General features: G+C 47.9%; 22 protein-coding genes and 1 tRNA gene. 8 read left to right on the top strand and 15 right to left on the bottom strand.

Features of this window, described 5'->3' with window-relative positions; genetic code table 11:
* Positions 1-255 precede the first annotated feature (255 nt).
* A complete protein-coding gene (dcuR, locus tag AACS80_RS04840; protein WP_130205923.1) occupies positions 256-975 on the bottom strand; it encodes a two-component system response regulator DcuR in 720 nt (239 codons plus the stop codon).
* The gene (locus AACS80_RS04835; RefSeq protein ID WP_135410856.1) at positions 972-2,603 is read right to left on the bottom strand and encodes a sensor histidine kinase; all 1,632 of its coding nucleotides are present in this window, start codon (positions 2,601-2,603) and stop codon (positions 972-974) included. The genes dcuR and AACS80_RS04835 overlap by 4 nt, the downstream gene beginning before the upstream one ends.
* A gap of 179 nt (positions 2,604-2,782) precedes the next feature.
* On the opposite strand from AACS80_RS04835, the gene yjdI reads away from it, so the two are divergent.
* From yjdI to ghoT, 4 genes are all read left to right on the top strand, one after another.
* Entirely contained in the window at positions 2,783-3,013 is a 231-nt protein-coding gene (gene yjdI / locus AACS80_RS04830; RefSeq protein WP_130205927.1) for a 4Fe-4S mono-cluster protein YjdI, read from the top strand.
* A gap of 11 nt (positions 3,014-3,024) precedes the next feature.
* On the top strand, positions 3,025-3,297 hold the full coding sequence (locus AACS80_RS04825) for a GNAT family N-acetyltransferase (RefSeq protein ID WP_000405647.1): 273 nt from the start codon (positions 3,025-3,027) through the stop codon (positions 3,295-3,297).
* Positions 3,298-3,514: 217 nt separating this feature from the next.
* Entirely contained in the window at positions 3,515-3,811 is a 297-nt protein-coding gene (gene ghoS / locus AACS80_RS04820) for a type V toxin-antitoxin system endoribonuclease antitoxin GhoS (RefSeq protein ID WP_130205929.1), read from the top strand.
* Positions 3,812-3,837: 26 nt separating this feature from the next.
* Positions 3,838-4,011 (top strand): type V toxin-antitoxin system toxin GhoT, encoded by a 174-nt coding sequence (gene ghoT, locus AACS80_RS04815; RefSeq protein ID WP_130205931.1) that lies wholly within the window; start codon positions 3,838-3,840, stop codon positions 4,009-4,011.
* Between the two features lie 118 nt (positions 4,012-4,129).
* Here the strand turns inward: ghoT and lysS are convergent, their stop codons facing one another.
* The 11 genes from lysS to aspA form a co-directional block, all read right to left on the bottom strand.
* Positions 4,130-5,647 carry a lysine--tRNA ligase gene (gene lysS / locus AACS80_RS04810; protein ID WP_130205933.1) on the bottom strand — a complete coding sequence of 506 codons (1,518 nt, stop codon included), beginning with the start codon at positions 5,645-5,647 and terminating at the stop codon, positions 4,130-4,132.
* 237 nt (positions 5,648-5,884) lie between these two features.
* Positions 5,885-7,342 carry a dipeptide/tripeptide permease DtpC gene (gene dtpC, locus AACS80_RS04805; RefSeq protein WP_130205935.1) on the bottom strand — a complete coding sequence of 486 codons (1,458 nt, stop codon included), beginning with the start codon at positions 7,340-7,342 and terminating at the stop codon, positions 5,885-5,887.
* A 58-nt stretch (positions 7,343-7,400) separates the two neighbouring features.
* Entirely contained in the window at positions 7,401-9,548 is a 2,148-nt protein-coding gene (gene cadA, locus AACS80_RS04800; protein WP_130205937.1) for a lysine decarboxylase CadA, read from the bottom strand.
* A 79-nt stretch (positions 9,549-9,627) separates the two neighbouring features.
* Positions 9,628-10,962 carry a cadaverine/lysine antiporter gene (cadB, locus tag AACS80_RS04795; RefSeq protein ID WP_130205939.1) on the bottom strand — a complete coding sequence of 445 codons (1,335 nt, stop codon included), beginning with the start codon at positions 10,960-10,962 and terminating at the stop codon, positions 9,628-9,630.
* A gap of 362 nt (positions 10,963-11,324) precedes the next feature.
* Positions 11,325-12,863 carry a lysine decarboxylation/transport transcriptional activator CadC gene (gene cadC, locus AACS80_RS04790; RefSeq protein ID WP_130221790.1) on the bottom strand — a complete coding sequence of 513 codons (1,539 nt, stop codon included), beginning with the start codon at positions 12,861-12,863 and terminating at the stop codon, positions 11,325-11,327.
* Between the two features lie 602 nt (positions 12,864-13,465).
* Positions 13,466-13,541: transfer RNA gene (locus tag AACS80_RS04785), tRNA-Phe, on the bottom strand.
* A gap of 106 nt (positions 13,542-13,647) precedes the next feature.
* The gene (locus AACS80_RS04780) at positions 13,648-14,223 is read right to left on the bottom strand and encodes a transcriptional regulator (RefSeq protein ID WP_001188520.1); all 576 of its coding nucleotides are present in this window, start codon (positions 14,221-14,223) and stop codon (positions 13,648-13,650) included.
* 35 nt (positions 14,224-14,258) lie between these two features.
* Positions 14,259-15,956: a protein-disulfide reductase DsbD gene (gene dsbD / locus AACS80_RS04775; protein ID WP_135410857.1), complete on the bottom strand. Its 1,698-nt coding sequence runs from the start codon at positions 15,954-15,956 to the stop codon at positions 14,259-14,261.
* Positions 15,932-16,270, bottom strand: a complete 339-nt coding sequence (gene cutA / locus AACS80_RS04770) for a divalent cation tolerance protein CutA (protein WP_064525746.1) — start codon at positions 16,268-16,270, stop codon at positions 15,932-15,934. Before cutA ends, dsbD begins: the two co-directional genes overlap by 25 nt.
* Positions 16,271-16,385: 115 nt before the next feature.
* Positions 16,386-17,687, bottom strand: a complete 1,302-nt coding sequence (gene dcuA, locus AACS80_RS04765; protein WP_064525748.1) for an anaerobic C4-dicarboxylate transporter DcuA — start codon at positions 17,685-17,687, stop codon at positions 16,386-16,388.
* A gap of 117 nt (positions 17,688-17,804) precedes the next feature.
* A complete protein-coding gene (gene aspA, locus AACS80_RS04760; RefSeq protein ID WP_130205949.1) occupies positions 17,805-19,241 on the bottom strand; it encodes an aspartate ammonia-lyase in 1,437 nt (478 codons plus the stop codon).
* Positions 19,242-19,577: 336 nt separating this feature from the next.
* Here aspA and AACS80_RS04755 point away from each other — a divergent pair, with 336 nt between their 5' ends.
* Complete coding sequence (locus AACS80_RS04755) at positions 19,578-20,054, top strand: FxsA family protein (protein WP_130258490.1); 477 nt, start codon at positions 19,578-19,580, stop codon at positions 20,052-20,054.
* Positions 20,055-20,069: 15 nt separating this feature from the next.
* Here AACS80_RS04755 and yjeH read toward each other — a convergent pair whose 3' ends face one another.
* Positions 20,070-21,326, bottom strand: a complete 1,257-nt coding sequence (gene yjeH / locus AACS80_RS04750) for an L-methionine/branched-chain amino acid transporter (RefSeq protein WP_135490663.1) — start codon at positions 21,324-21,326, stop codon at positions 20,070-20,072.
* Positions 21,327-21,601: 275 nt separating this feature from the next.
* Between yjeH and AACS80_RS04745 the strand changes: the two genes are divergently transcribed.
* The 3 genes from AACS80_RS04745 to AACS80_RS04735 all read left to right on the top strand — a co-directional run bounded on the left by AACS80_RS04745 (position 21,602) and on the right by AACS80_RS04735 (position 24,076).
* On the top strand, positions 21,602-21,895 hold the full coding sequence (locus AACS80_RS04745) for a co-chaperone GroES (RefSeq protein WP_001026276.1): 294 nt from the start codon (positions 21,602-21,604) through the stop codon (positions 21,893-21,895).
* Positions 21,896-21,938: 43 nt separating this feature from the next.
* On the top strand, positions 21,939-23,585 hold the full coding sequence (gene groL / locus AACS80_RS04740; protein ID WP_000729132.1) for a chaperonin GroEL: 1,647 nt from the start codon (positions 21,939-21,941) through the stop codon (positions 23,583-23,585).
* 137 nt (positions 23,586-23,722) lie between these two features.
* Positions 23,723-24,076, top strand: a complete 354-nt coding sequence (locus AACS80_RS04735) for a DUF4156 domain-containing protein (RefSeq protein ID WP_000558209.1) — start codon at positions 23,723-23,725, stop codon at positions 24,074-24,076.
* A gap of 202 nt (positions 24,077-24,278) precedes the next feature.
* Here the strand turns inward: AACS80_RS04735 and AACS80_RS04730 are convergent, their stop codons facing one another.
* On the bottom strand, positions 24,279-25,148 hold the full coding sequence (locus AACS80_RS04730; RefSeq protein ID WP_138183682.1) for a YjeJ family protein: 870 nt from the start codon (positions 25,146-25,148) through the stop codon (positions 24,279-24,281).
* Between the last annotated feature and the right edge of the window lie 344 nt (positions 25,149-25,492).

Genomic DNA, 25,492 nt, shown 5'->3' with positions numbered 1-25,492 from the left:
CGGTTATAGATTATTCTGATCTACCCATTTATGGGTAAAAATACACATAATGCGGGTGACATAATAGTTAATTAACTTTTGTTAGCGTTTTGAAATTAAAAACACTATTTATCCTAAAGAATATTAAATCGATGAAATGAGAAGGGGATAATTATATTTGATCTGGCACAAGTTTTACTGATGGACGATGTAACTTGTGCCAGTGCTCTTTTGCATTACTGCAATAATTGTTACTTGCGGATAACCAATGGTGCGTTATTGGCAATATTGTTTCAGCAAGGAGTAATGTTCCGCTTGAATACGGTAACGGTAAACCGGACGACCCGTGACGCCATAATGGATGCTGGTAAATAAGATGTGGCAGTTGACCAGCCAGATCAGGTACTTGCGGCAGGAAACGCGCGAGATGTTCACCTCGTTGGCCAACTCGTCGGTTGAAAACTCATAGTCCTGATGCGCGTCAATCCACTGGCACAGCGTGCGTAACGTCTGCGGCGTTAAGCCTTTTGGCAAGCGACGAGGATCCTGCTCGTTGGCGCTGCTGCCGTGGATTAGCTGATCCAGCTCGGCCTGGTCATAATACTGATGTTTTTCCAGCGCCATTTTCTTTTGTCGCCAGCCGGTGAGTGCCTCTTCAAAGCGTGATGCCTGGAAGGGTTTTATCAGGTAATCAACAACGCCGTAATGCAGCGAATCTTTAATCGTCGCGGCATCGGCGGCGGAAGAGATGACTATCACATCGCTTTTGCAGCGAGCGTTATGCAGTACCGGAAGTAAATCGAGCCCGTTCTCCTTCTGCATATAGATATCGAGCAATATCAGGTCAATAGACGTGTCGCTGTTGAAAATTATCTCTTTGGCTTTTTCCAGTGTCGAGGCCGTTCCGCAGCATTGAAAGCCCGGGATCTGCGCCACGTATCGGCGATTCAGCTCCGCCACCATTGCGTCGTCATCGATAATTAATACATTGATCATTTGCTCGACTTCTCCCCGTCCCAGGGTATCTGGACAAAAAATTGTGTGAAAATCCCGGGTTCCGATTCTACGGCGATACTGCCGTCGAGATTTTCTACCTGTTGTTTGACAAGAGCTAAACCGACGCCTCGTTCGCTTCCTTTTGTCGAGACACCTTTGTCAAAAATGTGATCGATTTTGTCGGGTGCGATCCCCGGTCCATCATCGTTAACTTCACAGTGCAGCCAGCCGTGACGGTAGTGCAATGTTACGCTAATTTCGCCTCCAGCTTCCGGCCCTAATGCCTCCAGCGCGTTTTCTATCAGATTTCCCAACGTGGTAATCAGCGTCGCGACCTGGTCTTCACTGCCGCTGTCGGGCAACTGGCTTTCGCTGTTTAAAATCAGCGTATGGCCTAAATCGGTCGCGCGGTTAATCTTGCTGATTAAAAAACCAGCGATAACCGGCGATTTGATCTTGCCCAACAGAGAGCCAATCTCTTCCTGATAGTTATTGGCTGTTTTGAGAATGTAATCTTCCAACTGCTTATAACTCTTCAGATGCAATAATCCGAGAATCACGTGCAATTTATTCATAAATTCGTGGGATCGTTCACGAAGTGCGTCAGCATAGTTGACTAGACCATCCAGTCGCTGCATCAGTTTACGTACTTCAGTTTTATCCCTGAAGGTTGAAATGGCACCGATGATAACGCCATTACTGCGCACCGGAACGGTGTTGATCAGTAATAGCCGATCTTTGACGGTAATCTCTTCGTCGCGGCGCGGCGTACCGTCGCGTAACACTTCCGAGACATCTACTACCTGTGACCACGAGTGGCTTAGCGTCGACAGTTTCTCATCGTCCTGCGACTTACGGTAATTCAGCAATTCTTGTGCGGCATCGTTGATCAGCGTGACTTCGCCGCGATCGTCCACGGCAACGACGCCTTCTTTGATAGACTGCAACATGGCCTGGCGTTGCTCGAACAGTGTGGATATTTCGTAGGGTTCCAGGCCGAAAAGGATTTTTTTCAGCACCTTAACCAGAATGCAGGTGCCGATGAGGCCGACCAGCATGCCAAATAACACCGACCAGATAATGCTCCAGCGACTGTCATTGATTTGTTGGGTCACGCGGCTTAATTCAAGGCCGATCGCCACCACGCCAATCTGTTTATTATTCTCATCATAGATGGGGGTAAATACGCGTAAAGCCTGCGCCAGAAAACCGCGATTGATAGCGACATTTTCTTCGCCATTCAGCGCTTTAAGGATGTCATCACCTTTAAATGGCTGACCAATACGCTGGGCTTCAGGATGCGAGTAGCGAAGACTTTGCATATCGGTAACGACAATAAATAGCAGATCGTTACGTTTGCGCACGGCTTCCGCGATGGCCTGGATCCCGCCCCCCTGCGGTTTTTTCTGCAAGCCCTGACGGATTTCCGGCGAATCGGCAAGGGTACGCGCTACCGCCAGCGCCTTGTTGGCCAGTCCGTCACGCGTCATATTACTGATTTGCGAGAAGTAAATCAGATGCACCACCAACAGCACCGAGAACAGCACCGCGCTGACCATTAAGATCACTGTGGTACTCAATTTCATCGGACGTTTGCGTAACTTGCGGTAGGGCAATGGATGTCTCATCAGCTTCCTTGTGTGACAAATTTCTTAAGCATTATCTCTGATGAGGCAGGTAATTCAAAGGGAGTAAGAATAATTGGCTATATAGGGGGAGAGACTCTGGAAACTGAAACTGCCGGTGCTGTATGAAGATTCCGGGCTATGCTTATTGCGAAAACCATACTGATGAGAGAGGGAAGGTCATGGATCAGGATCTACTGGACGGTGGTTATCGCTGCTATACCGGCGAAAAGATCGATGTCTATTTCAACACTGCAATATGTCAGCATTCTGGCAATTGCGTACGTGGCAACGGCAAGTTATTTAATCTCAAACGTAAGCCGTGGATCATGCCGGATGAAGTGGACGTCGCCACTGTAGTGAAAGTGATTGATACGTGCCCGAGCGGCGCACTGAAATACCGTCATAAATAAGCGAGGGAAAAATGGAAATACGTGAAGGTCACAATAAATTTTACATCAATGACGAACAGGGTAAGCAAATCGCTGAAATTGTCTTTGTGCCGACTGGAGAGAATTTAGCGATTATCGAACATACCGATGTTGATGAAAGCCTGAAAGGGCAAGGGATTGGTAAACAGTTGGTTGCGAAAGTCGTGGAAAAAATGCGTCGGGAAAAACGAAAAATTATCCCACTGTGCCCATTTGCGAAACACGAATTTGATAAAACGCGTGAGTATGATGATATTCGCAGTTGATGAGTAACGATATTTTTCATGCTCTGCGTAATGCGATGCAGGGGAGTATCTGAAGGGTCGGGGGATGCACAAAGAATGGTCAGAGAGAGCGTTTTCTTGTCCCAAGTCATCCCCTTTAGTGAGCAAAAAAAAAAGAATATCTCCTATATGAGAATCATCAATCGGGGTTAATAAACTTTGCATACCCAGGGCATTTAATATTGATAGGAGTCTTATTATGGAAGGTAAAAAAAAGTTCAATACTTATGTCGTTTCTTTTGATTATCCATCATCTTATTCCTCAGTTTTCTTAAGGTTAAGATCATTGATGCATGATATGAACTTCTCCTCTATAGTGGCTGATGAATATGGAATACCACGACAATTGAATGAGAATTCTTTCGCAATAACGACATCATTAGCCGCAAGTGAAATTGAAGATTTAATCAGGATCAAATGCTTAGACTTGCCAGATATTGATTTTGACCTCAACATTATGATAGTTGATGACTATTTCCGTCAGTTTTACAAATAGATGGAAGGGATAAGAAGATATTCAAAATGACACTATTCTATAAAATATTAATTTTTTATGTGATTGGTGTGAACATATCCTTTGTCATTATCTGGTTTATCTCACATGAGAAAACACATATTCGTTTACTTAGTGCATTCCTGGTAGGAATAACCTGGCCAATGAGTCTGCCTGTGGCATTACTTTTTTCTCTCTTTTAGGAGCTGTGGTTGAGTGGATCCGCTGGTTATCTTGAAACGAAGCGTCTCTCCTCAAAACTTGATTTGCGGAACGACGAACGAAGCAGTCGCCTGGCTGCTTCGTTCATTAAAGTGAAACTTATTTCTGTGGACGCATCGCCGGGAAGAGAATAACGTCGCGAATAGTATGACTGTTAGTAAACAGCATAATCATTCGGTCGATACCAATTCCCAGACCTGCGGTTGGCGGCAGACCATATTCCAGCGCAGTCACGTAATCTTCGTCGTAGAACATCGCTTCGTCGTCACCTGCAGCTTTGGCGTTAACCTGTTCCTGGAAACGTTCAGCCTGATCTTCTGCGTCGTTTAATTCGCTAAAACCATTACCGATTTCACGACCACCGATGAAGAATTCAAAACGGTCGGTGATTTCCGGGTTAACATCATTACGGCGCGCCAGCGGTGACACTTCTGCCGGATACTCAGTAATAAAGGTTGGCTGAATCAGATGTGCTTCTGCAACTTCATCAAAGATTTCGGTGACAATACGTCCCAGCCCCCAGCTTTTCTCTACTGTAATACCGATAGATTCAGCTAATGCTTTAGCGGCATCAAAATTATCCAGGTCGGCCATATCGGTTTCTGGACGATATTTTTTGATTGCTTCGCGCATGGTGAGTTTTTCAAACGGTTTGCCGAAATCAAACACATGCTCGCCATAAGTGACTTTAGTGGTACCCAGTACCTCTTGTGCCAGGGTGCGGAACAGTGACTCTGTCAGTTCAATCAAATCGTGGTAATCCGCATACGCCATGTAGAGTTCCATCATCGTGAACTCAGGATTATGACGAACAGAAATACCTTCATTACGGAAGTTACGGTTGATTTCGAATACCCGTTCAAAACCACCTACAACCAGACGTTTCAGATACAGCTCCGGCGCGATACGCAGATACATATCTAAATCCAGAGCATTATGATGGGTAATAAACGGGCGAGCAGATGCCCCACCTGGAATTACCTGCATCATCGGGGTTTCTACTTCCATAAAGCCGCGTGCGACCATGAACTGGCGGATAGCGGCCAGAATTTTTGAACGGACAACAAACGTTTGACGGGATTTATCGTTAGCGATGAGGTCCAGATAACGTTGACGATAACGGACTTCCTGATCCTGCAGACCATGGAATTTATCTGGTAAAGGACGTAGTGCTTTAGTCAGCAGGCGTAACTCAGTACAGTGAATGGAAAGCTCACCAGTTTGCGTCTTAAACAGCGTACCGCGGGCACCGATAATGTCACCCAGGTCCCATTTTTTAAACTGATCGTTATAAACACCTTCTGGCAGGCTATCTCGTGCAACGTACAGTTGAATACGGCCACCGACATCCTGCAATGTTACAAAGGAGGCTTTCCCCATGATTCGACGGGTCATCATTCGGCCAGCAATCGAGACTTCAATGTTTAAGGATTCCAGTTCCTGGTTATCCTTCGCATCAAACTCTTCGTGCAACTGGTCAGAAGTATGGTCGCGGCGAAAATCATTGGGAAACGCCACGCCTTGCTGACGCAGCGCTGCCAGTTTTTCGCGACGATTTCTCATTTCATCGTTAAAATCAATAGCCTCATTGGCTCCCTGTGTTTCTTGTTCAGACATTTTGGTTCCTCTTAATCCAGCTTTCAATTTAGCGTAGATAAAGAGACAGATCGGTACACTGTATTATCTGCCTCGACTATTAGTAACTCAGTTCATCTTATCTAAACCAACGCTTACCTCAAGTTGATATCACTAATAAATAACCATAAAAATGGTTTAAATATCTTATTAATCTGGGATTTGCTAGTGTGATTAACTGAAAGTAAATTGATTCATAACTAATTGTTTTTACGGAAGTTAATCGTTGCTTTCCTGTATCATATTCGTCGGAGTGCTAAACAGAAATCGGGTAGCAAAGGCCAATGCCACGATGATCGCGACACAAGCCAACGTCCACTCTCCCATCTGGGAAAAGAATCGCTGGTAAGCTGCAATTGCCATACCGCTAATTTGCGACTCTGTCGTCTGTTGTGCCACTACGCCTGCCAGCCAGTTGGCGACCGCGCCTGTTGCCAGCATATAAATACCGGTTAATACGCCAGACATTTTCAGACGCGTGATTTGCGCAATCGCCACCGGGTCAATAAAGAGTTCGGCAAAGCCCATTAGCGCCAGCCCGGATATCATCACACCCATTGACGCTTGACCGCCAGCCGCTGCATGTCGGGCATCAAATGCCAGCAACATAAAGCCACAAGCCATCAGCAGTAAGCCAAAGGCAAACTTCAGCCAGACGCGCAATGTTGAGTTGCCGTGGCTTTCTGGCGACGCCAGCCAGGCAAGTACAACTCCAGCGAGCATCACCGCAATTGCATTCACCGACTGGAATAGCGCAGTAGGTACTTCAATATTGAATGCCTGACGATTCACAAAGCGATCGATAAACAAGCTGATGGTACTGCCGCCCTGTTGTGCCAGTACCCAGAACAACGTCCCGACAAACATCAACAATACAATTTGCCAAAGAGCACGGCGGTGTTCGGGGAATTTGATCATCATGCGGGCAATGATTTGTGCAGCAATAAGGCAAACAATCGCCAGCAAATATCCGGACCAGTCGTTCTCCAGCAGCAGGGTAAAAAATACTGGGGCTAAACAGAGCATCACCACTAACCAGCTCCATACCGGTAAGGCAAACTTCACGCGAGTGAGCGCTTTTTTATCCATACTACGCGTGGACTGGAAATGACGATGACCGCTTAAGAAAATCAACAAACCGATAAACATGCCGCCACCCGCAAGGGCAAAGCCAACATGCCATCCATACCACTGAGCAGCCAGGCCGCAGGCGATGGGGGCTGCGATAGAACCGATATTGCCCGCAGCATACAGCAGCGAAAAACCGCCATCACGTCGATGATCGTTCTCGTCGTAGAGCTCGCCAAGCAAACAGCTGATGTTTGATTTGAATAAACCGTAGCCACAAATAATGATTGCCAGCGCCAGATACAGGCTAAAGGTTGAATTTGTATCAATGCCCAGCACCACATGGCCAAGGGTCATTAACAGCGCGCCGGCAATCACCGCAGTGCGGTTGCCGAGCAGGCGGTCGGCAAGCCAGCCGCCGAGAATAGGGGTAACGTAAACCAAAGAAGCGTATGCGCTGAACAGGCTGATGGCATGGTTATCATCAAAACCAAGCTGATGGGTGAGATAGAGAATGAGTAAGGCACGCATGCCGTAAAAACTGAAGTACTCCCAGATCTGGATCGCCACGATATAGTATATCGCGCGCGGCTGTGAGGGTGTTTTCATGTGTTCTCCTTATGAGCAAAAAAGGGAAGTGGCAAGCCACTTCCCTTGTACTAGCTAATTATTTTTTGCTTTCTTCTTTCAATACCTTAACGGTATAGCGGCCATCAGCCTGACGGTATGCACCGTGAATATCGGTTTCAAAGCCCGGATAGTGAGCGCCGATTTCACACAGCATCTGCAGGAACTCCAGAACCGGACGGCTTTCTTCGGTGATCATTTCACCCGGCATTACCAGAGGAACTCCCGGCGGATACGGAAGGATCATATTGGCGTTAATACGACCTACCATTTCGTCGAGGTAAACTTCTTCGGTCATACCGTGCAGCTCTTTCTGGAACGCAGCATACGGAGTCATTACCATTGTCGGCAGCACTTCAAATGCGCGATACATCAGATCCGGCAGATTGTGGTGAACAATCAGTTTGTGGATATTCTGAGCCAGTTCCTGAATACGCATGTTTTCATAGAATTCAGGATCTTCACGATACAGAGACGGCAGCATGTTTTTCACACGCAGGTTCAGGTCGAACGCACGTTTGAAGTCAGTCAGAGCACGCAGCAGGCTCAGTGCTTTGGTCTTATCAATACCGATGCTGAACAGGAACAGCAGGTTATACGGACCGGTCTTCTCAACAACGATGCCATGTTCGTCGAGGTATTTCGCCACGATGCTGGCCGGAATACCAAAGTCGCTCATGGTGCCGTCTTTTTCCATCCCCGGAGTCAGCAGAGTGACTTTGATCGGGTCAAGATACATGTGCTCGTTATCGATGTTTTTGAAGCCGTGCCAGGTGCTGTCAGAACGCAGCGGCCAGCATTCAGTAGTATCGATATGATCCGGCTGCCATACATCAAAGAACCAGCCATCAGATTCCGTTCTCAGACGTTTGATCTCTTTACGGAACTTGATCGCACGTTCAATGGAACCGTCGATCAGGCGTTTACCGGCATTACCTTTCATCATCGCCGCAGCGGTTTCAGTGGACGCCACGATACCGTAGTGCGGAGAAGTGGTGGTGTGCATCATGTAGGCTTCGTTAAAGGTTTCTTCGTTTACGTCACCTTTAACGTGGATCATGGAAGCCTGAGAGAACGCCGCCAGCAGTTTGTGAGTGGACTGGGTTTCGTAAATCACTTTCCCTTCGACACGGCCACCGCTCATACCGCATTTACCTTCGTAAATCGGTGAGAAGTTGGTGTAAGGCACCCACGCGGAGTCAAAGTGGATGGATTTCACATCCAGCGTTTTCTTAATGAAGTCGGTGTTGTACAGCAGACCATCATAGGTAGAGTTAGTAATTACGGCATGTACCGGCCAGGTCGCGTTTGGTGTTTCTTTCACGCGCTTAGCAATGGTAGCGTGCTGGAATTCACTCTGTGGGATACCGCCAAGAATACCGTAAGCGTTACGGGTCGGGCGGAAATAGATTGGCGTAACATCGCTCATCATCATCAGATGGGTCAGCGATTTGTGGCAGTTACGGTCAATCAGAATGGTGCTGCCTGCCGGAGCAGAGTACATACCAACAATTTTGTTCGCAGTGGAAGTACCGTTGGTCACCATGTAGCTGCGTTCTGCGTTAAAGACGCGAGCGATATACTGTTCTGCTTCTTTGTGTGGACCGCTGTGATCCAGCAGGGAACCCAGTTCAGATACTGAAATGGAAATATCAGATTTCATGGTGTTCGGACCAAAGAAATCATAGAACAGGCTACCTACCGGGCTTTTCTGGAATGCAGTACCGCCCATGTGACCAGGAGTACAGAAAGTATATTTACCTTCACGAACATATTTAAACAGCGCTTTGGTCAGCGGAGGCAGAATAGTGTTGATATATTCGTCAGTGGTCTGCTTGATCTTGTTAGCAATATCATCAGCAGCACCCAGCGCATATTCAAAGAAGCTAATCTGTAAACGCAGATCGTTCAGGCTTACATCGAGTGTGGAATATGTATTAGCGAACGCGTACAACGGCAGGTTCTCGTTCATTTTGCTAATTTCTTCGCACAACTCGAGATTATATTTATCCCAGTCAAAAATAACACCGCACAGACGCGCATTGTTTTCGATCAGTTTTAATAAGTCGTCACGGTCGTTCGGGTAAACAATCTGGAAGTTCAGACGTTCAAGCGCGCGATGAAGTTCACGGATGGGTTCTTCTTTAAAATAAACCCCCATGTGATTCAATATTGCAATAACGTTCATAGTCATATCTCCAGGTAAAAAAGGCCCCTCCCAACACATGGGACAAAATGAAAGGAGGAGCCTCGGAAAATACTTTTAATTAATGTGCGTTAGATGCTGTGTGGTTATCCATTGAGTGGCTCTGGCGCTCATGCATTTTGCGAGCGTAGAACATCAGGATAATCAGGCTGACGATGAAGGTACCTGCCAGCTCGAAGGAGCTTGCGCCCATCAGAGCGATGAAGCAGAACACGCAACCCAGTACAGAGCAGATCAGGCTGACAAAGTTGCGGATGTTAACGCCTTCAAAACGAATCAGGTCAACGCAAGAGTAGAAGTACGGCAGCATAGTCAGCAGTACTGCGATACCGGTCAGTTCACCGAACAGGTCAGATGCTTTACCACCGGCAGAGTTCATCAGAGTGATGAGGATCATCAGGGCAGTCATTTTCACTGCAGCCAGCAGCAGACCTTTTTTCGGAATACCGTTGCTGTCGACTTCACCATAAACTTTCGGGAAGTTACCGTCGTTAGCGGCACGTACACCTGCCTGGCCTACCAACATCATCCAGGAGCCCAGAGAAGTCAGGCACGCAAAGGCGGTGAATGCAGAAACCAGCGGCGCAGCCCAGTTACCGAGGATAGTTGAAGCACTGATTGCAAACGGAGCACCGGAAGCTGCCATTACAGAAGACGGATACATACCGGAAAGCACCTGAGTCGCAGCAATGTAAACAATACCTGCTAAACCAGTACCCAGCATGGTTGCCAGTGGAACGGTACGTTTCGGGTTTTTAACCATACCAGTACTTACAGCTGCGGATTCAACACCCACGAAGGCCCACAGGCAGAGCAGAATACTTTTAATGATCGCATGACCATCAGTGGTACCCGCAGTATTCCAGTTAGCTGCATAAGTTGCAGCATCAAACCAATGCCAGCCAACAATAGCAGTCATAACCACAGGAATAAGAACCAGCACCAGGCCAATAGTGGTTAAACGGCTTACCCAGGTACCGCCGAGCATATTTACAAAGGTAAATACCCAGACGATAGCAATACAGGCGATACCCGCCGGAACAGGATCATTTAATACTGGGAAGAAGGTGGAAAGATAAGATACAGCGGTAATACCAATCGCCAGGTTACCAATCCAGTTAGCATGGTAATAAAGAACACCTGTCTGAAAACCAAATGCAGGGGAAATTTCTCCAGCATAAGCAATTGGGCCACCTTGTTGCGGGTTCTTTGTTGCCAGTCGGGCATATACATAAGCCAGCGACATTGCACCAATAATAGAGATGATCCAACCCCAGATAGCAATACCACCGATACTTGCAAGGTTCGCAGGTAATAATGCAATACCGCTCCCCATCATATTACCGGCAACAACACCGGTACAGGCAAATAGCCCAATCTTCTTGGCAGAACTCATGCTCTTCTCCTAATTTCATTTTAGAATTTGGAGTCCGGGTCATGATGTATAACTATTTACTGACCAGACCAAACTGGCGACAAGACTACTCAAAAAAAAAGATTAATCCTAAAGATTAGGTGAAATAATACAAAAGTTTATGTCAGTGAGGATTTTAGCTCTTCATTAACAGATCAGAATCGCAAGTTGATATCATGAAAAGATAAACATTCAATATTTACAATGAATTACGAGAAAGTTGCTGGTTAAATTTATGTAATAAAAAATTATGCAGCAAATAAATTGCTGCAACATGTTATGTCAATAAATATACAAGCGTTTAACGCTAAAAATCCCCGCGAATGAATCAACCCAGGATTCGTTTATTCTGAAGCGAGAAATTTGTCGAGATAAGGAACAACATAAGAAACAGAAGTCTGGAATATGCCATTTTCAATCCAGTAAAGGGTGTTTGCTCCTGGGCGTAAATTAAAGGCGGTGAGATATGCATCAGCAGCTTCTCGGTTCATCCCCTTCATCTCATAAACTTTGCCAAGCAACACATAATTTAGCCAGGACATTTCAAGGTCAATGCCAGTATTTATCGCCTGATAAGATTCATCTGTTTTTCCTTTTGTCAGAGCACTGACCGCTTTTATTTGATAGAGAATGGCCAGATTATTCATTCCTGGCAGTGTAGCAATGTTATCAATTTCTGTGTTCAGTGCTGCTAATTGTTTTTCATCTAAAGGATGCTGAGAATGACGTACTATATCAACTAATGCTTTCTCTGCTCTCGCGTAGGTAAATTCGGGAGATGATTGAACAATCTCACCTAATAACTCACTGGCACGGTTCAATGATTTATCATCACCATGCATTAAATAATCATGTGCCTGATAAAAATTAGTTAATAACACACCACGATGAGGCAAAATTTGTTGGAGCATCTCCTGCATTCGTTGTGGCCACGGTTGATTTAACGCTTTTGACAAACTCTCCAGTAAATCATTTTGAATCGCCAGCTGATTGCCGTTAGTGATGACATAACGTTTATCCAGCATGGTCGAACCATCTGCATTGTCTACCAATTTCACCGACATAAAGCACTGTTGAGCGCGGTATTGGCGTTGATTAACAAACGCAATAGATAATGTTTTACCGGAACTGCTCGGTTCATCAATGTTGTAGTTGATTTTGTCATGAACCATAAAAGTGGAGAAGGTATTAAGTGACGTAGCCACCAAATCACCCACGCCTATCGCGTAAGAGAGCTGATACGGGGAAGTCCAGCTGTTACAACTCTTATTCACCATATTAATGTCAATATCGCGTGGATTGAGCAAAATACGCGATTTACTCATAGGAAGGCGCGTTTCAAGACTGGAAAACGCCACCAGTGCTACACAGATACCTAACGACAACAGGAAAAAAAACCATACCCAAAAGGTAGTGAATCGTTTGCTTTTAACTGGGGATTGTTCAGGTGGCGTTGCGGTGTTTTGAATGTTAAGACTGTGGGAAGGAGAATCTGTGTCAGGAATCGCCTCTGGTATAGGGGGAGGCGAAGATTGCATTATTTCTTCTCCCTCCTCTTCGCTGTACCAGATAACTGGCACCATTAATTTATAACCGCGCTTTGGTACAGTAGCGATATAGACAAGACTATCTTCATCATTATCTTTTAATGACTTACGCAGTTCTGAGATACTCTGCGTTACAACGTGATTGGTAACAATACTTCTCTTCCAGACATTATCGATAAGTTCATCTCTGCTAAGTACTTCGCCACTGTGTTGAGCAAAGAAAACCAGAAGATCGATTAGTCTCGGCTCAAGGGTAAGTTGACGCCCATTGCGACTAATTTGGTTTATGGACGGAGTAACAAGCCACTCGCCAACGCGAACTACAGGTTGTTGCATAATAAAAACTCATTCGAAAAGGGAATGGTGCAATGATAATTGCCATAACCTATTTTTACCATCTATAGATGGATGCGTTTACATATTACAGGTGAATGTGAGACGTTATTTTTACCACCCGTAAACCTCTTGATTACATCGCCTTACGAAATGACTTTAATGAGAATCAGAAGTAATTTGCCTTACCACCAAGATTGATTATCTTTGCCAAAGAAAACGTTCAGAAAATAATCCCCGGAAAATTGCCTGGAACGCTTACTATTTTAATGGATTGTTAGTCTTTGCATGATCAAACGGACTGATACATTTCTCTTTGTTCGCATCCAGGAAATCTCATCAGTCGGCGTTCTGTTTATGGATGCGTTACGCTCCTGATGACGTCATTTGACGTTCAACAGCATCACGGGGCCGCACGACATTTCGCGTCAGTCAGTGTCATAGCTCAGGGACAAATTTTCTCAAACAGGGGTATACCCGCAAAATACTAGTGATGTGGGGAGAATTTGGTTGAGTTTGGTGGGAGTGATTTGGAGGAAGAACGGTTAAATCGTCGCGTCCTGAAACGAAAAACGGACCTCCGTGGAGGTCCGTTCATATGAATTTGGTGCCCGGACTCGGAATCGAACCAAGGACACGGGGATTTTCAATCCCCTGCTCTACCGACTGAGCTATCCGGGCAACGGGGCGCATTAAACCGTAATCTGCACATCTCGTCAACCTAATTTCAGTAAAAGCGATTCAACTGCTTAAGATTGCGGCAAATCGCTTCTTTTCTGTGTTTCTGTCAGGTCAGTGCGCCACCCTGGCGGCAGCGGGCGAAGCGCAGGATATCTTCCGCCAGCCGATGTGCGGTGTCGACATCCGCCTGGCTACGATTCACCAGCATTCGGCTTAAACAACCTTCCAGCACCAGTTCCATCTGCTTTGCTACCATCGCCGGATCGTCCACTTCCAGCGTGGTTAACAGTTCGTGGGTAAAGTCGTAGGCCGCGCTTTTTTGCTGATCGGCCAATTGATGAATAGGGTGGCCAGGATCGGGATAAAACGTACAGGCAGCGATAAACAGACAGCCCGGATAGCGGTTGTTTTTAACGCACTCCGATAGCGCCTGATAACGTGCCAGCAGCTTTTGTTCGGCGGTTTGCGTTTCGTCCAGCATCAGCTGACGACGCCAGACATCTATCTGTTGGCTAAGATAGCGCAGGGCATCGTAGAGGATCGCCTCTTTGTCTGGCCAGAAACGGCGCAGCTCGTCCAGTGGATAATCCACACGTTCAGCAACCATCTCCAGCGTGGTGTTGGCAATCCCTTGTAATTCTAATAATTTCAGGGCTTCTCCCAGTACATCTTCACGTTGCACGCTATTTTCCTCCGTCTTTCCCACTGAAGTGTCGTTCACGGTTGGCGATCGCGCAAATGTGCGCTGAAGGTTTCTGCATCCATAAAGCCCGTGATGCGCGCTTGTGGATGCTCCTGGCCTTGTCCGTCAAAAAAGAGAATTGTCGGTAGGCCAAGGACATTTAGATGCTTTAACAGCGCCACATCTTGTGCGTCGTTGGCAGTGACGTTGGCCTGAAGTAAGACCGTGTCTGCTAACGCTTTTTGCACCTGCGGGTCGCTGAAGGTGTATTTCTCAAACTCTTTACAGGCGACGCACCAGTCGGCATAGAGATCTAACATCACCGGTTTGCCTTTGGCTTCAGCGAGTGCCTGATTTAACTCATCTACCGTTTTGATTTGTGTAAAGTTGAGATGCGCCTGAGTTTGCGCGGTATGCGTCGCGCCAAATGCCCAATCCTGGAGTGGGCGCACGCTAACCAATGCTGCCGCCAGCAGGATAATTTGCACAATACGCATCCAGCCGCGTTTGGCCTGTAAGCTGGTGATAAAGGCCCAGCCAAAGAACGCGACACCAAGCGCCGACCACAAGCGTAATCCCCAGACATCACCAACTACTCGCTCCAGCAGGAAGACCGGCAGTGCGAGGATCACAAAACCAAATGCGGTTTTGACCTGTTCCATCCACGGACCGCTTTTCGGTAGCAGACGGTTGCCAAAGACGGTAATTAGCATCAGCGGCAGGCCCATGCCCAGCGCATAGAGATAAAGCGTGCCGCCGCCCAGCCACATGTTCCCGCTTTGGGCGATATACAGCAGAATCGCGCTAAGCGGTGCGGTGGTGCATGGTGAACAGATCAGCCCGGCAATCGCCCCCATAACAAACACACCGCCGGGCGAGCCACCTTGTTGGCGATTGCTCATTAGCGTGAGGCGCGTTTGCAGCGAAGAGGGGAGTTGCAGGGTAAACAAGCCAAACATCGACATCGCCAGCAAGGTAAAGACAATAGCGAGGCCGATAAGTACGTAAGGATGCTGTAGCGCTGCCTGGAACTGTAATCCTGCGGCGGCAACCACCAGACCCAGCGCCGTGTAGGTGAGCGCCATCCCCTGCACATAAATAAAAGTCAGCAACAATGCTCTGGCGGTGGATAGCCGCTGTTTACCACCCAGCACGATACCGGAAATTAGAGGGTACATCGGCAGTACACATGGCGTGAAGGCGATACCGATACCAATCAACAACGCCCAGAGCGCGGAAAAGGGCAATTGCGCGACGGGGTGCTCTTGCTGCGGAACTGATGCAGACGGTGGCGTCGCGTTGTTGGTAACCACTTCGCTTAACGGAACGGTTTTGGTTTCTGGCGGATAACAAAAACCGGCGTCAGCACAGCCCTGGTAAGTGACTGTCAATGTCGCACCCGCACTTGCCTGGTTGATGGTCACAGGAAGCGTCAGCCGCTCGCGGTAAATCTCGCTTTTGCCGTAAAACTCATCTTCATGCCAGACGCCCTGGGGCAGCTGCACGTCGGCAATTTTCGCTTGTTCCGGCGTAATGCGGATCTGTTTACGGTAAAGATAGTAACCGTCTTTGATCTGCCAGCTCAGATTAAGCTCATGTTGGTTTTGCTGAAAATCAAAAGCAAAGGCTTGATCCGCGGGGACAAATTGTGAGCGTCCCGGCGCGTCGAATAATCCGGCAAAAACGGAAGTGCTGCAAAGTAGCAGGATCAGCGTAAAGATGCGTTGAGCCATGAGAGGTAATCTGTGTCTCCGTGTGTAACAGGTAAAACCAGAAGCTCCGGGGTTTGATACGGATGATGAGACTTCAGGCATTCCAGCAGTGCCTGCTGGTGAGATACGGTGGTTTTTAAAATCATCTGCACTTCGTATTCCTGTTCCAGTTTACCTTCCCAGTAATAGAGAGAGGTAGCGCCAGGAATCAAGGTTGCGCAGGCCGCCAGTTTTTCCGCCAACACTTTGGCGGCTAATTCCTGGGCCGTCGCTTCATCCGGCGCGGTGCACAACACCACGACGGACGCGGTATTCGAACTTTTTTCATCAAGCATAAACACCTCGCAAGAACAGATGGAACCGCAAGAGAGAGGTCACTATACAACGGACGGGGAAAGGATGTTAGTCGGCGGGAAAGAAAGCGGGGCGTGAACGCCCCGCGATTTGTCATTACAGCATCACGCTGCCCAGCAAGAAGCCGAAACAAACGGCCAGGGCAACACCCAGAGTACCTGGGATAAAGAACGGATGGTTGAAGACGAATTTACCGATACGAGTGGTACCCGTGTCATCCATCTGTACCGCAGCAACCAGCGTCGGGTAGGTCGGCAGAATGAACAGACCAGACACGGCTGCGAAAGAAGCTACAGCGGTCAGTGGAGAAACGTTCAGCGCCAGAGCCATCGGCATCAGTGCTTTTGCAGTTGCAGCCTGAGAGTACAGCAGAGCAGAAGCAAAGAAGAAGATAACAGCCAGCAGCCACGGATGGCCCTGAATGACTTCACCTGCGGTATCTTTGATCCAGTCGATGTTGTTGGAAACGAAAGTATCGCCCAGCCATGCAACACCCAGGATACAAATACAGGCGCTCATACCTGCTTTGAAGGTGCTGGAGTTGAGGATGTTGTCGGTGTCCACTTTACAAAGAACAGTGGTCAGGGTTGCAACGCTCAACATGATAATCAGGATCGCGTTAGTGGTGTTCATCAGCGGTTTTTCAACCAGGCCCATGCTCGGGCTGTTGATAATCGCATAGATAACCACGCCAACTACGCCCAGCAGGAATAGCCAGACGGATGCTTTCGCGCCTTGTTTGATTTCAATCTGTTTCTCACCGCGCAGTTCAACCAGACCTTCTTCCAGACGCTTGCGATAAATCGGATCGTCAGACAGTTTGGAGTTGAAAAGCATGGTTACCAGGAAGGACATCACCAGAACTGCCAGCAGGGTAGACGGGATGACCACAGAGAGCAGATGCAGGTAGCTGATGCCATGACCTTCCATCACGGAAGACATGTAAACCACCGCCGCAGAGATTGGCGATGCGGTGATCGCAATCTGCGCGGATACCACTGCAGTAGACAGCGGACGGCAAGGTTTAACGCCTTGTTCCTTCGCAACTTCAGCGATAACTGGCAGTGTCGCCAGAGAGATGTTGCCGGTACCAGCAAAGATGGTCAGGAAATAGGTTACGATCGGTGCAAGGATCGTGATGTATTTCGGGTTACGGCGCAGCAGCTTTTCTGTCTGGTGAACCAGATAGTCCAGACCGCCAGCAACCTGCATAGCAGAAATAGCAGCGATAACCGCCATGATAATGGAAATGACATCGAATGGGATGTTACCAGGCTTGACGCCGATAGCGGCAAGAACCAGCACCCCCAATCCACCTGCAAAACCAATACCAATTCCCCCTAATCTGGCGCCCAAGAAGATCGCCAGCAAAACGATGATGAGTTCTACAACTAGCATATTAGCCTTCCTTGTTTTTTAACAAGTTGATATCAGGTTGTTGTTTTTAAGTTACTACTCACAAGAAAAAAGGCACGTCGTCTGACGTGCCTCTTTTATTTGTACTACCCTGTACGATTACTGTTCGCTTTCATCAGTATAGCGTTTTGCTTTGTAAGCCGGATGCATCAGGTTCTGTACGGAGAAAATATCGTCTAGTTCTGCTTCAGTCAACAGACCGCGCTCCAGAACGACTTCACGTACGCTCTTGCCAGTTTCGGCACAGATTTTACCCACGATGTCACCGTTGTGGTGGCCGATGAATGGGTTCAGGTAAGTGACGATACCGATAGAGTTGTAAACGTAACCTTCGCACACTTCTTTGTTAGCAGTGATGCCGTTAACGCATTTTTCCAGCAGGTTGTAGCAAGCGTTGGTCAGAATGTGAACGGATTCAAACATGGCCTGGCCAATGACCGGCTCCATAACGTTCAGCTGCAGCTGACCCGCTTCTGCTGCCATGGTAACAGTGATGTCGTTACCGATGACTTTGAAGCAAACCTGGTTAACCACTTCCGGAACAACTGGGTTTACTTTAGCTGGCATGATGGAAGAGCCCGCCTGCAGTTCCGGCAGGTTGATCTCGTTCAGGCCGGCACGTGGGCCAGAAGAGAGCAAGCGCAGGTCGTTACAGATTTTGGACATCTTCACAGCCATGCGTTTCAGCGCGCCATGAACCATAACGTAAGCGCCGCAGTCAGAGGTCGCTTCGATCAGGTCTTCAGCAGGTACGCATGGGAAGCCAGTGACTTCAGCCAGTTTTTTCACTGCCAGCGGAGAGTACTCTTTCGGCGTGTTCAGGCCAGTACCGATTGCAGTTGCGCCGAGGTTAACTTCCAGCAGCAGTTCAGCGGTACGTTCGATGTTTTTCACTTCTTCTTTCAGCAGGATGCTGAAAGCGCGGAATTCCTGACCGAGGGTCATCGGTACTGCGTCCTGCAGCTGGGTACGACCCATTTTCAGGATGTCCTGGAATTCGACAGCTTTACGTTCAAAGCCTTCACGCAGTTGGTTAATAGCATCTACCAGTTTAATCAGAGAAGAGTAAACTGCGATGCGGAAACCGGTCGGGTAGGCGTCGTTAGTGGACTGACATTTGTTAACGTGGTCGTTCGGGTTCAGATACTGATATTCACCTTTCTGGTGACCCATCAGTTCCAGACCGATATTGGCCAGCACTTCGTTGGTGTTCATGTTTACGGAAGTACCTGCGCCGCCCTGGTAGACGTCTACCGGGAACTGATCCATGCATTTTCCGTTGTTCAGGACTTCATCACATGCGGCAATGATTGCATTCGCTACACTTTTAGGAATGGTTTGCAGCTCTTTGTTTGCCATAGCTGCAGCTTTTTTAACCATTACCATACCGCGAACAAATTCAGGAATATCGCTGATTTTGTTGTTGCTGATATAGAAGTTTTCAATCGCTCTCAGAGTGTGAACACCATAGTAGGCATCAGCTGGAACTTCCCTGGTACCCAACAGATCTTCTTCGATACGAATGTTGTTTGACATGTGAACCTTCTTTTTCAAGCTGCCAATGATTTGCTTTAAACACACAGAATATATGTGGTTTCGAATGTTTTTCGACCGACGATTATCCCCTGCATCAGTCGAATACCCGGGATCATATGCTGCTTGAGGATTTCTACCGTAATCTGGATCACTTTAAGTGTTGGTTTTTACCCCTTAATTATTAATTTGTGAAATAGATCACCGCTTTGGGATTACTACCAAAAATAGTTGCGCAAACATCTTGAAATTTTGCTAATGACCACAATATAAGCTGAACGCGATTCGCAACCCATTCAGGCGACCTGATTTAACTGGTTGCTATTACAGGAGAAACCTTTGCGCTGGTTACCTTTTATTGCCGTTTTCCTTTATGTCTATATTGAGATTTCAATCTTTATTCAGGTTGCTCATGTCCTTGGGGTATTGCTGACCCTCGTGCTGGTTATATTCACCTCAATTATTGGTATGTCACTGGTACGTAATCAGGGCTTTAAGAATTTTGTGCTGATGCAACAAAAAATGGCGGCGGGAGAAAACCCAGCGGCGGAAATGATTAAAAGTGTTTCGTTGATCATTGCCGGTTTGCTGCTTTTATTACCGGGCTTTTTCACCGATTTCCTCGGTCTTCTTCTTTTATTACCGCCAGTGCAAAAGCATCTGACAGTGAAGCTGATGCCGCATTTGCGCTTTTCCCGTATGCCGGGCGGTGGTTTTAGTGCCGGAACCGGTGGCGGTAATACTTTTGATGGTGAGTATCAGCGTAAGGATGATGACCGCGACCGCCTTGATCATAAAGACGATCGCCAGGATTAATGACGAAACGCCGGATTATGTGGTTATGCCATTTTCCGGCGTTTTTCGTTTTGGCAGAAATAGCCATAACCCCGCCAGCATGATCAGGGCATATAAACTTTTCCAGCCGACCATCGCCAGTAACAGAACACATAACAGCCCGCCAATTACCGCCAGTAGTCGATAACGTCCTTGCAATAATTTACAGCCTGCCAGCATGCATAACAGGTAAATCATAATAAAGATGCCATTGGCATAGATGATAAGTGCGTCCAGATTGATCTCTAACATATGGATCGCCAACGTGCTCACCACGCAACAGCCGAGCACGGCATTAAGGGCATTAGTCGGGATATGGCGAGAAGAGAGGCGTGCCAGGTAGTGGTCAGGATTGTGTTGCGCCTGCGACCAGACTAATCGGGCGAAGCTCTGTATATAAATGTTGAGACTGGCAAAGCAGGCCAGATAGCCAATTACGCAGGCAATCCACAATGCTCCTACACCGAACAGCTGCACCACAATTTTTGGAAGCGATGCTGCCGCCGCCATTTTTTCACCATAGGCGTCGAAGCGTAATACCACCACCGTACAGCTCCAATAGACTAATCCTGCCAGCAACAGACCAATCATCAGAGCGCGGGGAAAATCACGCTCTGGATTTTTAAATTCCGAGGCGAGATGGGCAAATGCCTCCAGACCGACAAAGCACCAGAACATCACCGATAACGCAGCAAACAGCCCGGAAAGTTCGATATCACCAGGCGCAGGGAAGTGGATATTCGCAGGTTTGATATCGCCCGCCCACCAGATAGCGACAATCAGCGCGACGATAAGCCCGGCAATAACCGTTTGTAGATTAGCACTGGAACTGGCACCGCGAGTACCGATGTACCACACCAGTGCCAGCGTACCAAGTTCTGCTAACAACAGTTGCCAACTATGCCAGCCAAACATTGCCTGGCCAAAGCCGGCGGCAATTTGTAGTGCAGCGGGCAGGCCCACGGGAATGACCGATAAAAATAGCCAGCCAGTGACTCGCTCAAGCCGCGAGCCAAACGCCATACCAACGAAGTGCGCGACGCCGCCCGCACTGGGATAGTGGCGTCCCAGCAGCGCAAAGACGATTGCAATCGGGAACACCAAGATAATCAAAACGGGCCAGGCCCACAGGCTGGTATTGCCCGCTAGCAGGGCGGCTAATGCGGGAACGGCAAACACACCCGTGCCTAATAATGAGGTTGATAACAGGCCGATCCCCTGGGCTAATCCCAGTTCTTGTTTGAGTCCACTCATGGGTTAATGTCCAATTGTGCCCAAATTTTGGGCAACTGCGCAGGATTTCGATGGTAGCACAATCAGATTCGCGTATGGCGGCGATGGAGAAATTGCGATGAAATGTGATGTGAATCAGGATTTTTACCCGATTTTGTACTGATCAGAATTTTTTTTCATTTGCCCCCTTGAAGGGGGAGAAGCCCATCCCCATTTCACTGGTCACCAGCCGGGAAACCACGTAAGGTCCGGCGTCACCCATAACAGATACGGACTTTCTCAAAGGAGAGTTATCAATGAATATTCGTCCATTGCATGATCGCGTGATCGTCAAGCGTAAAGAAGTTGAAACTAAATCTGCTGGCGGCATCGTTCTGACCGGCTCTGCAGCGGCTAAATCTACCCGTGGCGAAGTGCTGGCTGTTGGCAATGGCCGTATCCTTGAAAATGGCGAAGTGAAGCCGCTGGATGTGAAAGTTGGCGACATCGTAATTTTCAATGATGGCTACGGTGTGAAGTCTGAGAAGATCGACAATGAAGAAGTGTTGATCATGTCCGAAAGCGACATTCTGGCAATTGTTGAAGCGTAATCCGCGCACGACACTGAACATACGAATTTAAGGAATAAAGATAATGGCAGCTAAAGACGTAAAATTCGGTAACGACGCTCGTGTGAAAATGCTGCGCGGCGTAAACGTACTGGCAGATGCAGTGAAAGTTACCCTCGGTCCGAAAGGCCGTAACGTAGTTCTGGATAAATCTTTCGGTGCACCGACCATCACCAAAGATGGTGTTTCCGTTGCTCGTGAAATCGAACTGGAAGACAAGTTCGAAAACATGGGTGCGCAGATGGTGAAAGAAGTTGCCTCTAAAGCGAACGACACTGCAGGCGACGGTACCACCACCGCAACCGTACTGGCTCAGGCTATCATCACTGAAGGTCTGAAAGCTGTTGCTGCGGGCATGAACCCGATGGACCTGAAACGTGGTATCGACAAAGCCGTTACTGCTGCAGTTGAAGAACTGAAAGCGCTGTCCGTACCGTGCTCCGACTCTAAAGCGATTGCTCAGGTTGGTACTATCTCCGCTAACTCCGACGAAACCGTAGGTAAACTGATCGCTGAAGCGATGGACAAAGTCGGTAAAGAAGGCGTTATCACCGTTGAAGACGGTACTGGTCTGCAGGACGAACTGGACGTGGTTGAAGGTATGCAGTTCGACCGTGGCTACCTGTCTCCTTACTTCATCAACAAGCCGGAAACTGGCGCAGTAGAACTGGAAAGCCCGTTCATCCTGCTGGCTGACAAGAAAATCTCCAACATCCGCGAAATGCTGCCGGTTCTGGAAGCCGTTGCAAAAGCAGGCAAACCGCTGCTGATCATCGCTGAAGATGTTGAAGGCGAAGCGCTGGCAACTCTGGTTGTTAACACCATGCGTGGCATTGTGAAAGTCGCTGCGGTTAAAGCTCCGGGCTTCGGCGATCGCCGTAAAGCTATGCTGCAGGATATCGCAACCCTGACTGGCGGTACCGTAATCTCTGAAGAGATTGGTATGGAGCTGGAAAAAGCAACCCTGGAAGACCTGGGTCAGGCTAAACGTGTTGTGATCAACAAAGACACCACCACCATCATCGATGGCGTGGGTGAAGAAGCTGCGATTCAGGGCCGTGTTGCTCAGATCCGCCAGCAGATTGAAGAAGCAACTTCTGACTACGACCGTGAAAAACTGCAGGAGCGCGTAGCGAAACTGGCAGGCGGCGTTGCAGTTATCAAAGTTGGTGCTGCTACCGAAGTTGAAATGAAAGAGAAAAAAGCACGCGTTGAAGACGCCCTGCACGCGACCCGTGCTGCGGTAGAAGAAGGCGTGGTTGCTGGTGGTGGTGTTGCGCTGATCCGCGTAGCGTCTAAACTGGCTGACCTGCGTGGTCAGAACGAAGAGCAGAACGTGGGTATCAAAGTTGCACTGCGTGCAATGGAAGCTCCGCTGCGTCAGATCGTACTGAACTGCGGTGAAGAACCGTCTGTTGTTGCTAACACCGTTAAAGCTGGCGACGGCAACTACGGCTACAACGCAGCAACCGAAGAATACGGCAACATGATCGACATGGGTATCCTGGATCCAACCAAAGTAACTCGTTCTGCTCTGCAGTACGCAGCTTCTGTGGCTGGCCTGATGATCACCACCGAGTGCATGGTTACCGACCTGCCGAAAAACGATGCAGCTGACTTAGGCGCTGCTGGCGGTATGGGCGGCATGGGTGGCATGGGCGGCATGATGTAATTGCCCTGCACCTCGCAGAAATAAAGAAACCCCCGGGCAGAAATGTCTGGGGGTTTTTCTTTTGGTCATCTTTCTAGTATAAGATTCAGACACGGACGACGCGAGTTGCGTCCAGCTCATTGATTATGGGGAATAACATGCACGTAAAATACTTAGCAGGGATTGTCGGTGCCGCGCTACTGATGGCGGGTTGTAGCTCCAGCAACGAATTGAGCGCTGCCGGACAGAGCGTTCGCATCGTGGACGAGCAACCAGGTGCAGAGTGCCAGCTTATTGGTACTGCTACCGGTAAGCAAAGTAACTGGCTTTCCGGGCAACACGGTGAAGAGGGCGGTTCTATGCGTGGTGCGGCAAACGATCTGCGCAACCAGGCGGCAGCAATGGGCGGTAACGTGATTTATGGTATCAGCAGCCCGTCGCAGGGCATGTTGTCCAGCTTTGTCCCGACTGACAGCCAGATTATCGGTCAGGTATATAAGTGCCCGAACTGATGGGATCCTGAGGCTGGGTGACAAACGTATAATTGCCAGATGCGCTTCGCTTATCAGGCCCACATCAGGCATTGCAACTGATTGAATGCTTGAGAATTTGTAGGCCGGATAAGGCGTTTACGCCGCATCCGGCATGATCAACGATCACATTATCAGTCATTTCAGGCTGGATGGCTCCAGCCTCGCATTAGCAAAGATGGGATTATTTCGCCTGTGGTGCAGTTTTGCTGATGGATTGAACGCGTAGGTGATGCAGTGCGCGTAGGCATTGATCCTGGGTCAGTGGTTGGGCGTTATTGGCTGCCATAGTACGAACGTAGACCTGACACGGCACACCCGCGAGTTTTTTCAGTCGAGGACTGAAATCAAGCATCCGGCGAGTGATAGCCTCCACTTCTTTACCCGCTGTTGCTTCACGCGTTTTTACTACTGCTCCGCTAAATTGCTCTTTGCCACCTTCATCTTTAAAGCGATAAAGTACGGCCAGATAATGACTAAACAGATTATGTTTCCATTCTGGTTGGGAATAGGTGTCATATTCCAGATTACCATCATCCTGGCAGTCGACATCATATAACGGCAGGAAATCTAACAACGATGTAATACGTAACGCCAGTTCACGCATTTCTGCATTATTAATTGCATGAATGATTGCTCGCGCCAGCATTTCAATCTGCAACTCATTGACCACTAATTCGCATTTGCTGCCATCATGTAGCGTTAATGCGAAATTAAGATTTTCGCCCTGATTATCGGTAAGCTCCAGCGCGTTAACCCGGCGATTAATATCGGCATTTTTAAGCTCATCAACCAGAATTTCCGGGATATTTTCTGCCATTTTCTTAATGACTTTATCGCGAGCTTGCTCATACAGAAGGCGTGCATCAGCACCCAGTTTATGCTTTTGATGCAGACGACTTTCCAGCGCAATCAGAAGGTCGCGCAGTTCCATCACAGACATAAAGAACAATGATTCTTTATTGCGAGGCTCTTTAATTTTCAGCGCCAGTGCAATGAAATTATTACTCTTGCGAATAACACCGGTATTAACACCCTTGATGCTTATGGCCATGTAGGTTCTCCCTAACCATTTCTCAATTAAATAATTAATTTTAATTTATAAGCCAGATAAATGGGCTTGGTAGTAATAGTTGTTAAAATAACATAAATAGCCGTGCTCACTCTATATAAACAAAAAAGAAAGGTTAATTATTGGTGTTGGCTATATAAAGAGTAAAAATAGCAATGTATATGAATAATTAAAGGTTATGCAACGGGCAAAGATTAAACTTCCCTGTAAAATGACAGGTCGCTGTACTGCGTTTGTTGCTCTTGCCGGATGCGGCGTAAACGCCTTATCCGGCCTATAGTTCATTGAAAATTCATTCAATTTCAATGCACGATGTAGGCCTGATA

It is taken from the genome of Escherichia sp. E4385 (genome assembly GCF_963883145.1).
Classification (GTDB): Bacteria; Pseudomonadota; Gammaproteobacteria; order Enterobacterales; family Enterobacteriaceae; genus Escherichia.
The sequence above is the reverse complement of the archived record's forward strand: the minus strand, read 5'-3'. Positions and strand labels throughout refer to the sequence as shown.

Coding starts and splice junctions, on each gene's coding strand:
- cadA (WP_130205937.1), bottom strand. CDS start 9,548: ATGAACGTTATTGCAATATTGAATCACATGGGGGTTTATTTTAAAGAA.
- dcuR (WP_130205923.1), bottom strand. CDS start 975: ATGATCAATGTATTAATTATCGATGACGACGCAATGGTGGCGGAGCTG.
- yjdI (WP_130205927.1), top strand. CDS start 2,783: ATGGATCAGGATCTACTGGACGGTGGTTATCGCTGCTATACCGGCGAA.
- lysS (WP_130205933.1), bottom strand. CDS start 5,647: ATGTCTGAACAAGAAACACAGGGAGCCAATGAGGCTATTGATTTTAAC.
- ghoS (WP_130205929.1), top strand. CDS start 3,515: ATGGAAGGTAAAAAAAAGTTCAATACTTATGTCGTTTCTTTTGATTAT.
- AACS80_RS04735 (WP_000558209.1), top strand. CDS start 23,723: ATGCACGTAAAATACTTAGCAGGGATTGTCGGTGCCGCGCTACTGATG.
- groL (WP_000729132.1), top strand. CDS start 21,939: ATGGCAGCTAAAGACGTAAAATTCGGTAACGACGCTCGTGTGAAAATG.
- ghoT (WP_130205931.1), top strand. CDS start 3,838: ATGACACTATTCTATAAAATATTAATTTTTTATGTGATTGGTGTGAAC.
- aspA (WP_130205949.1), bottom strand. CDS start 19,241: ATGTCAAACAACATTCGTATCGAAGAAGATCTGTTGGGTACCAGGGAA.
- cadC (WP_130221790.1), bottom strand. CDS start 12,863: ATGCAACAACCTGTAGTTCGCGTTGGCGAGTGGCTTGTTACTCCGTCC.
- AACS80_RS04745 (WP_001026276.1), top strand. CDS start 21,602: ATGAATATTCGTCCATTGCATGATCGCGTGATCGTCAAGCGTAAAGAA.
- AACS80_RS04825 (WP_000405647.1), top strand. CDS start 3,025: ATGGAAATACGTGAAGGTCACAATAAATTTTACATCAATGACGAACAG.
- yjeH (WP_135490663.1), bottom strand. CDS start 21,326: ATGAGTGGACTCAAACAAGAACTGGGATTAGCCCAGGGGATCGGCCTG.
- dcuA (WP_064525748.1), bottom strand. CDS start 17,687: ATGCTAGTTGTAGAACTCATCATCGTTTTGCTGGCGATCTTCTTGGGC.
- AACS80_RS04835 (WP_135410856.1), bottom strand. CDS start 2,603: ATGAGACATCCATTGCCCTACCGCAAGTTACGCAAACGTCCGATGAAA.
- AACS80_RS04730 (WP_138183682.1), bottom strand. CDS start 25,148: ATGGCCATAAGCATCAAGGGTGTTAATACCGGTGTTATTCGCAAGAGT.
- dsbD (WP_135410857.1), bottom strand. CDS start 15,956: ATGGCTCAACGCATCTTTACGCTGATCCTGCTACTTTGCAGCACTTCC.
- cadB (WP_130205939.1), bottom strand. CDS start 10,962: ATGAGTTCTGCCAAGAAGATTGGGCTATTTGCCTGTACCGGTGTTGTT.
- dtpC (WP_130205935.1), bottom strand. CDS start 7,342: ATGAAAACACCCTCACAGCCGCGCGCGATATACTATATCGTGGCGATC.
- cutA (WP_064525746.1), bottom strand. CDS start 16,270: ATGCTTGATGAAAAAAGTTCGAATACCGCGTCCGTCGTGGTGTTGTGC.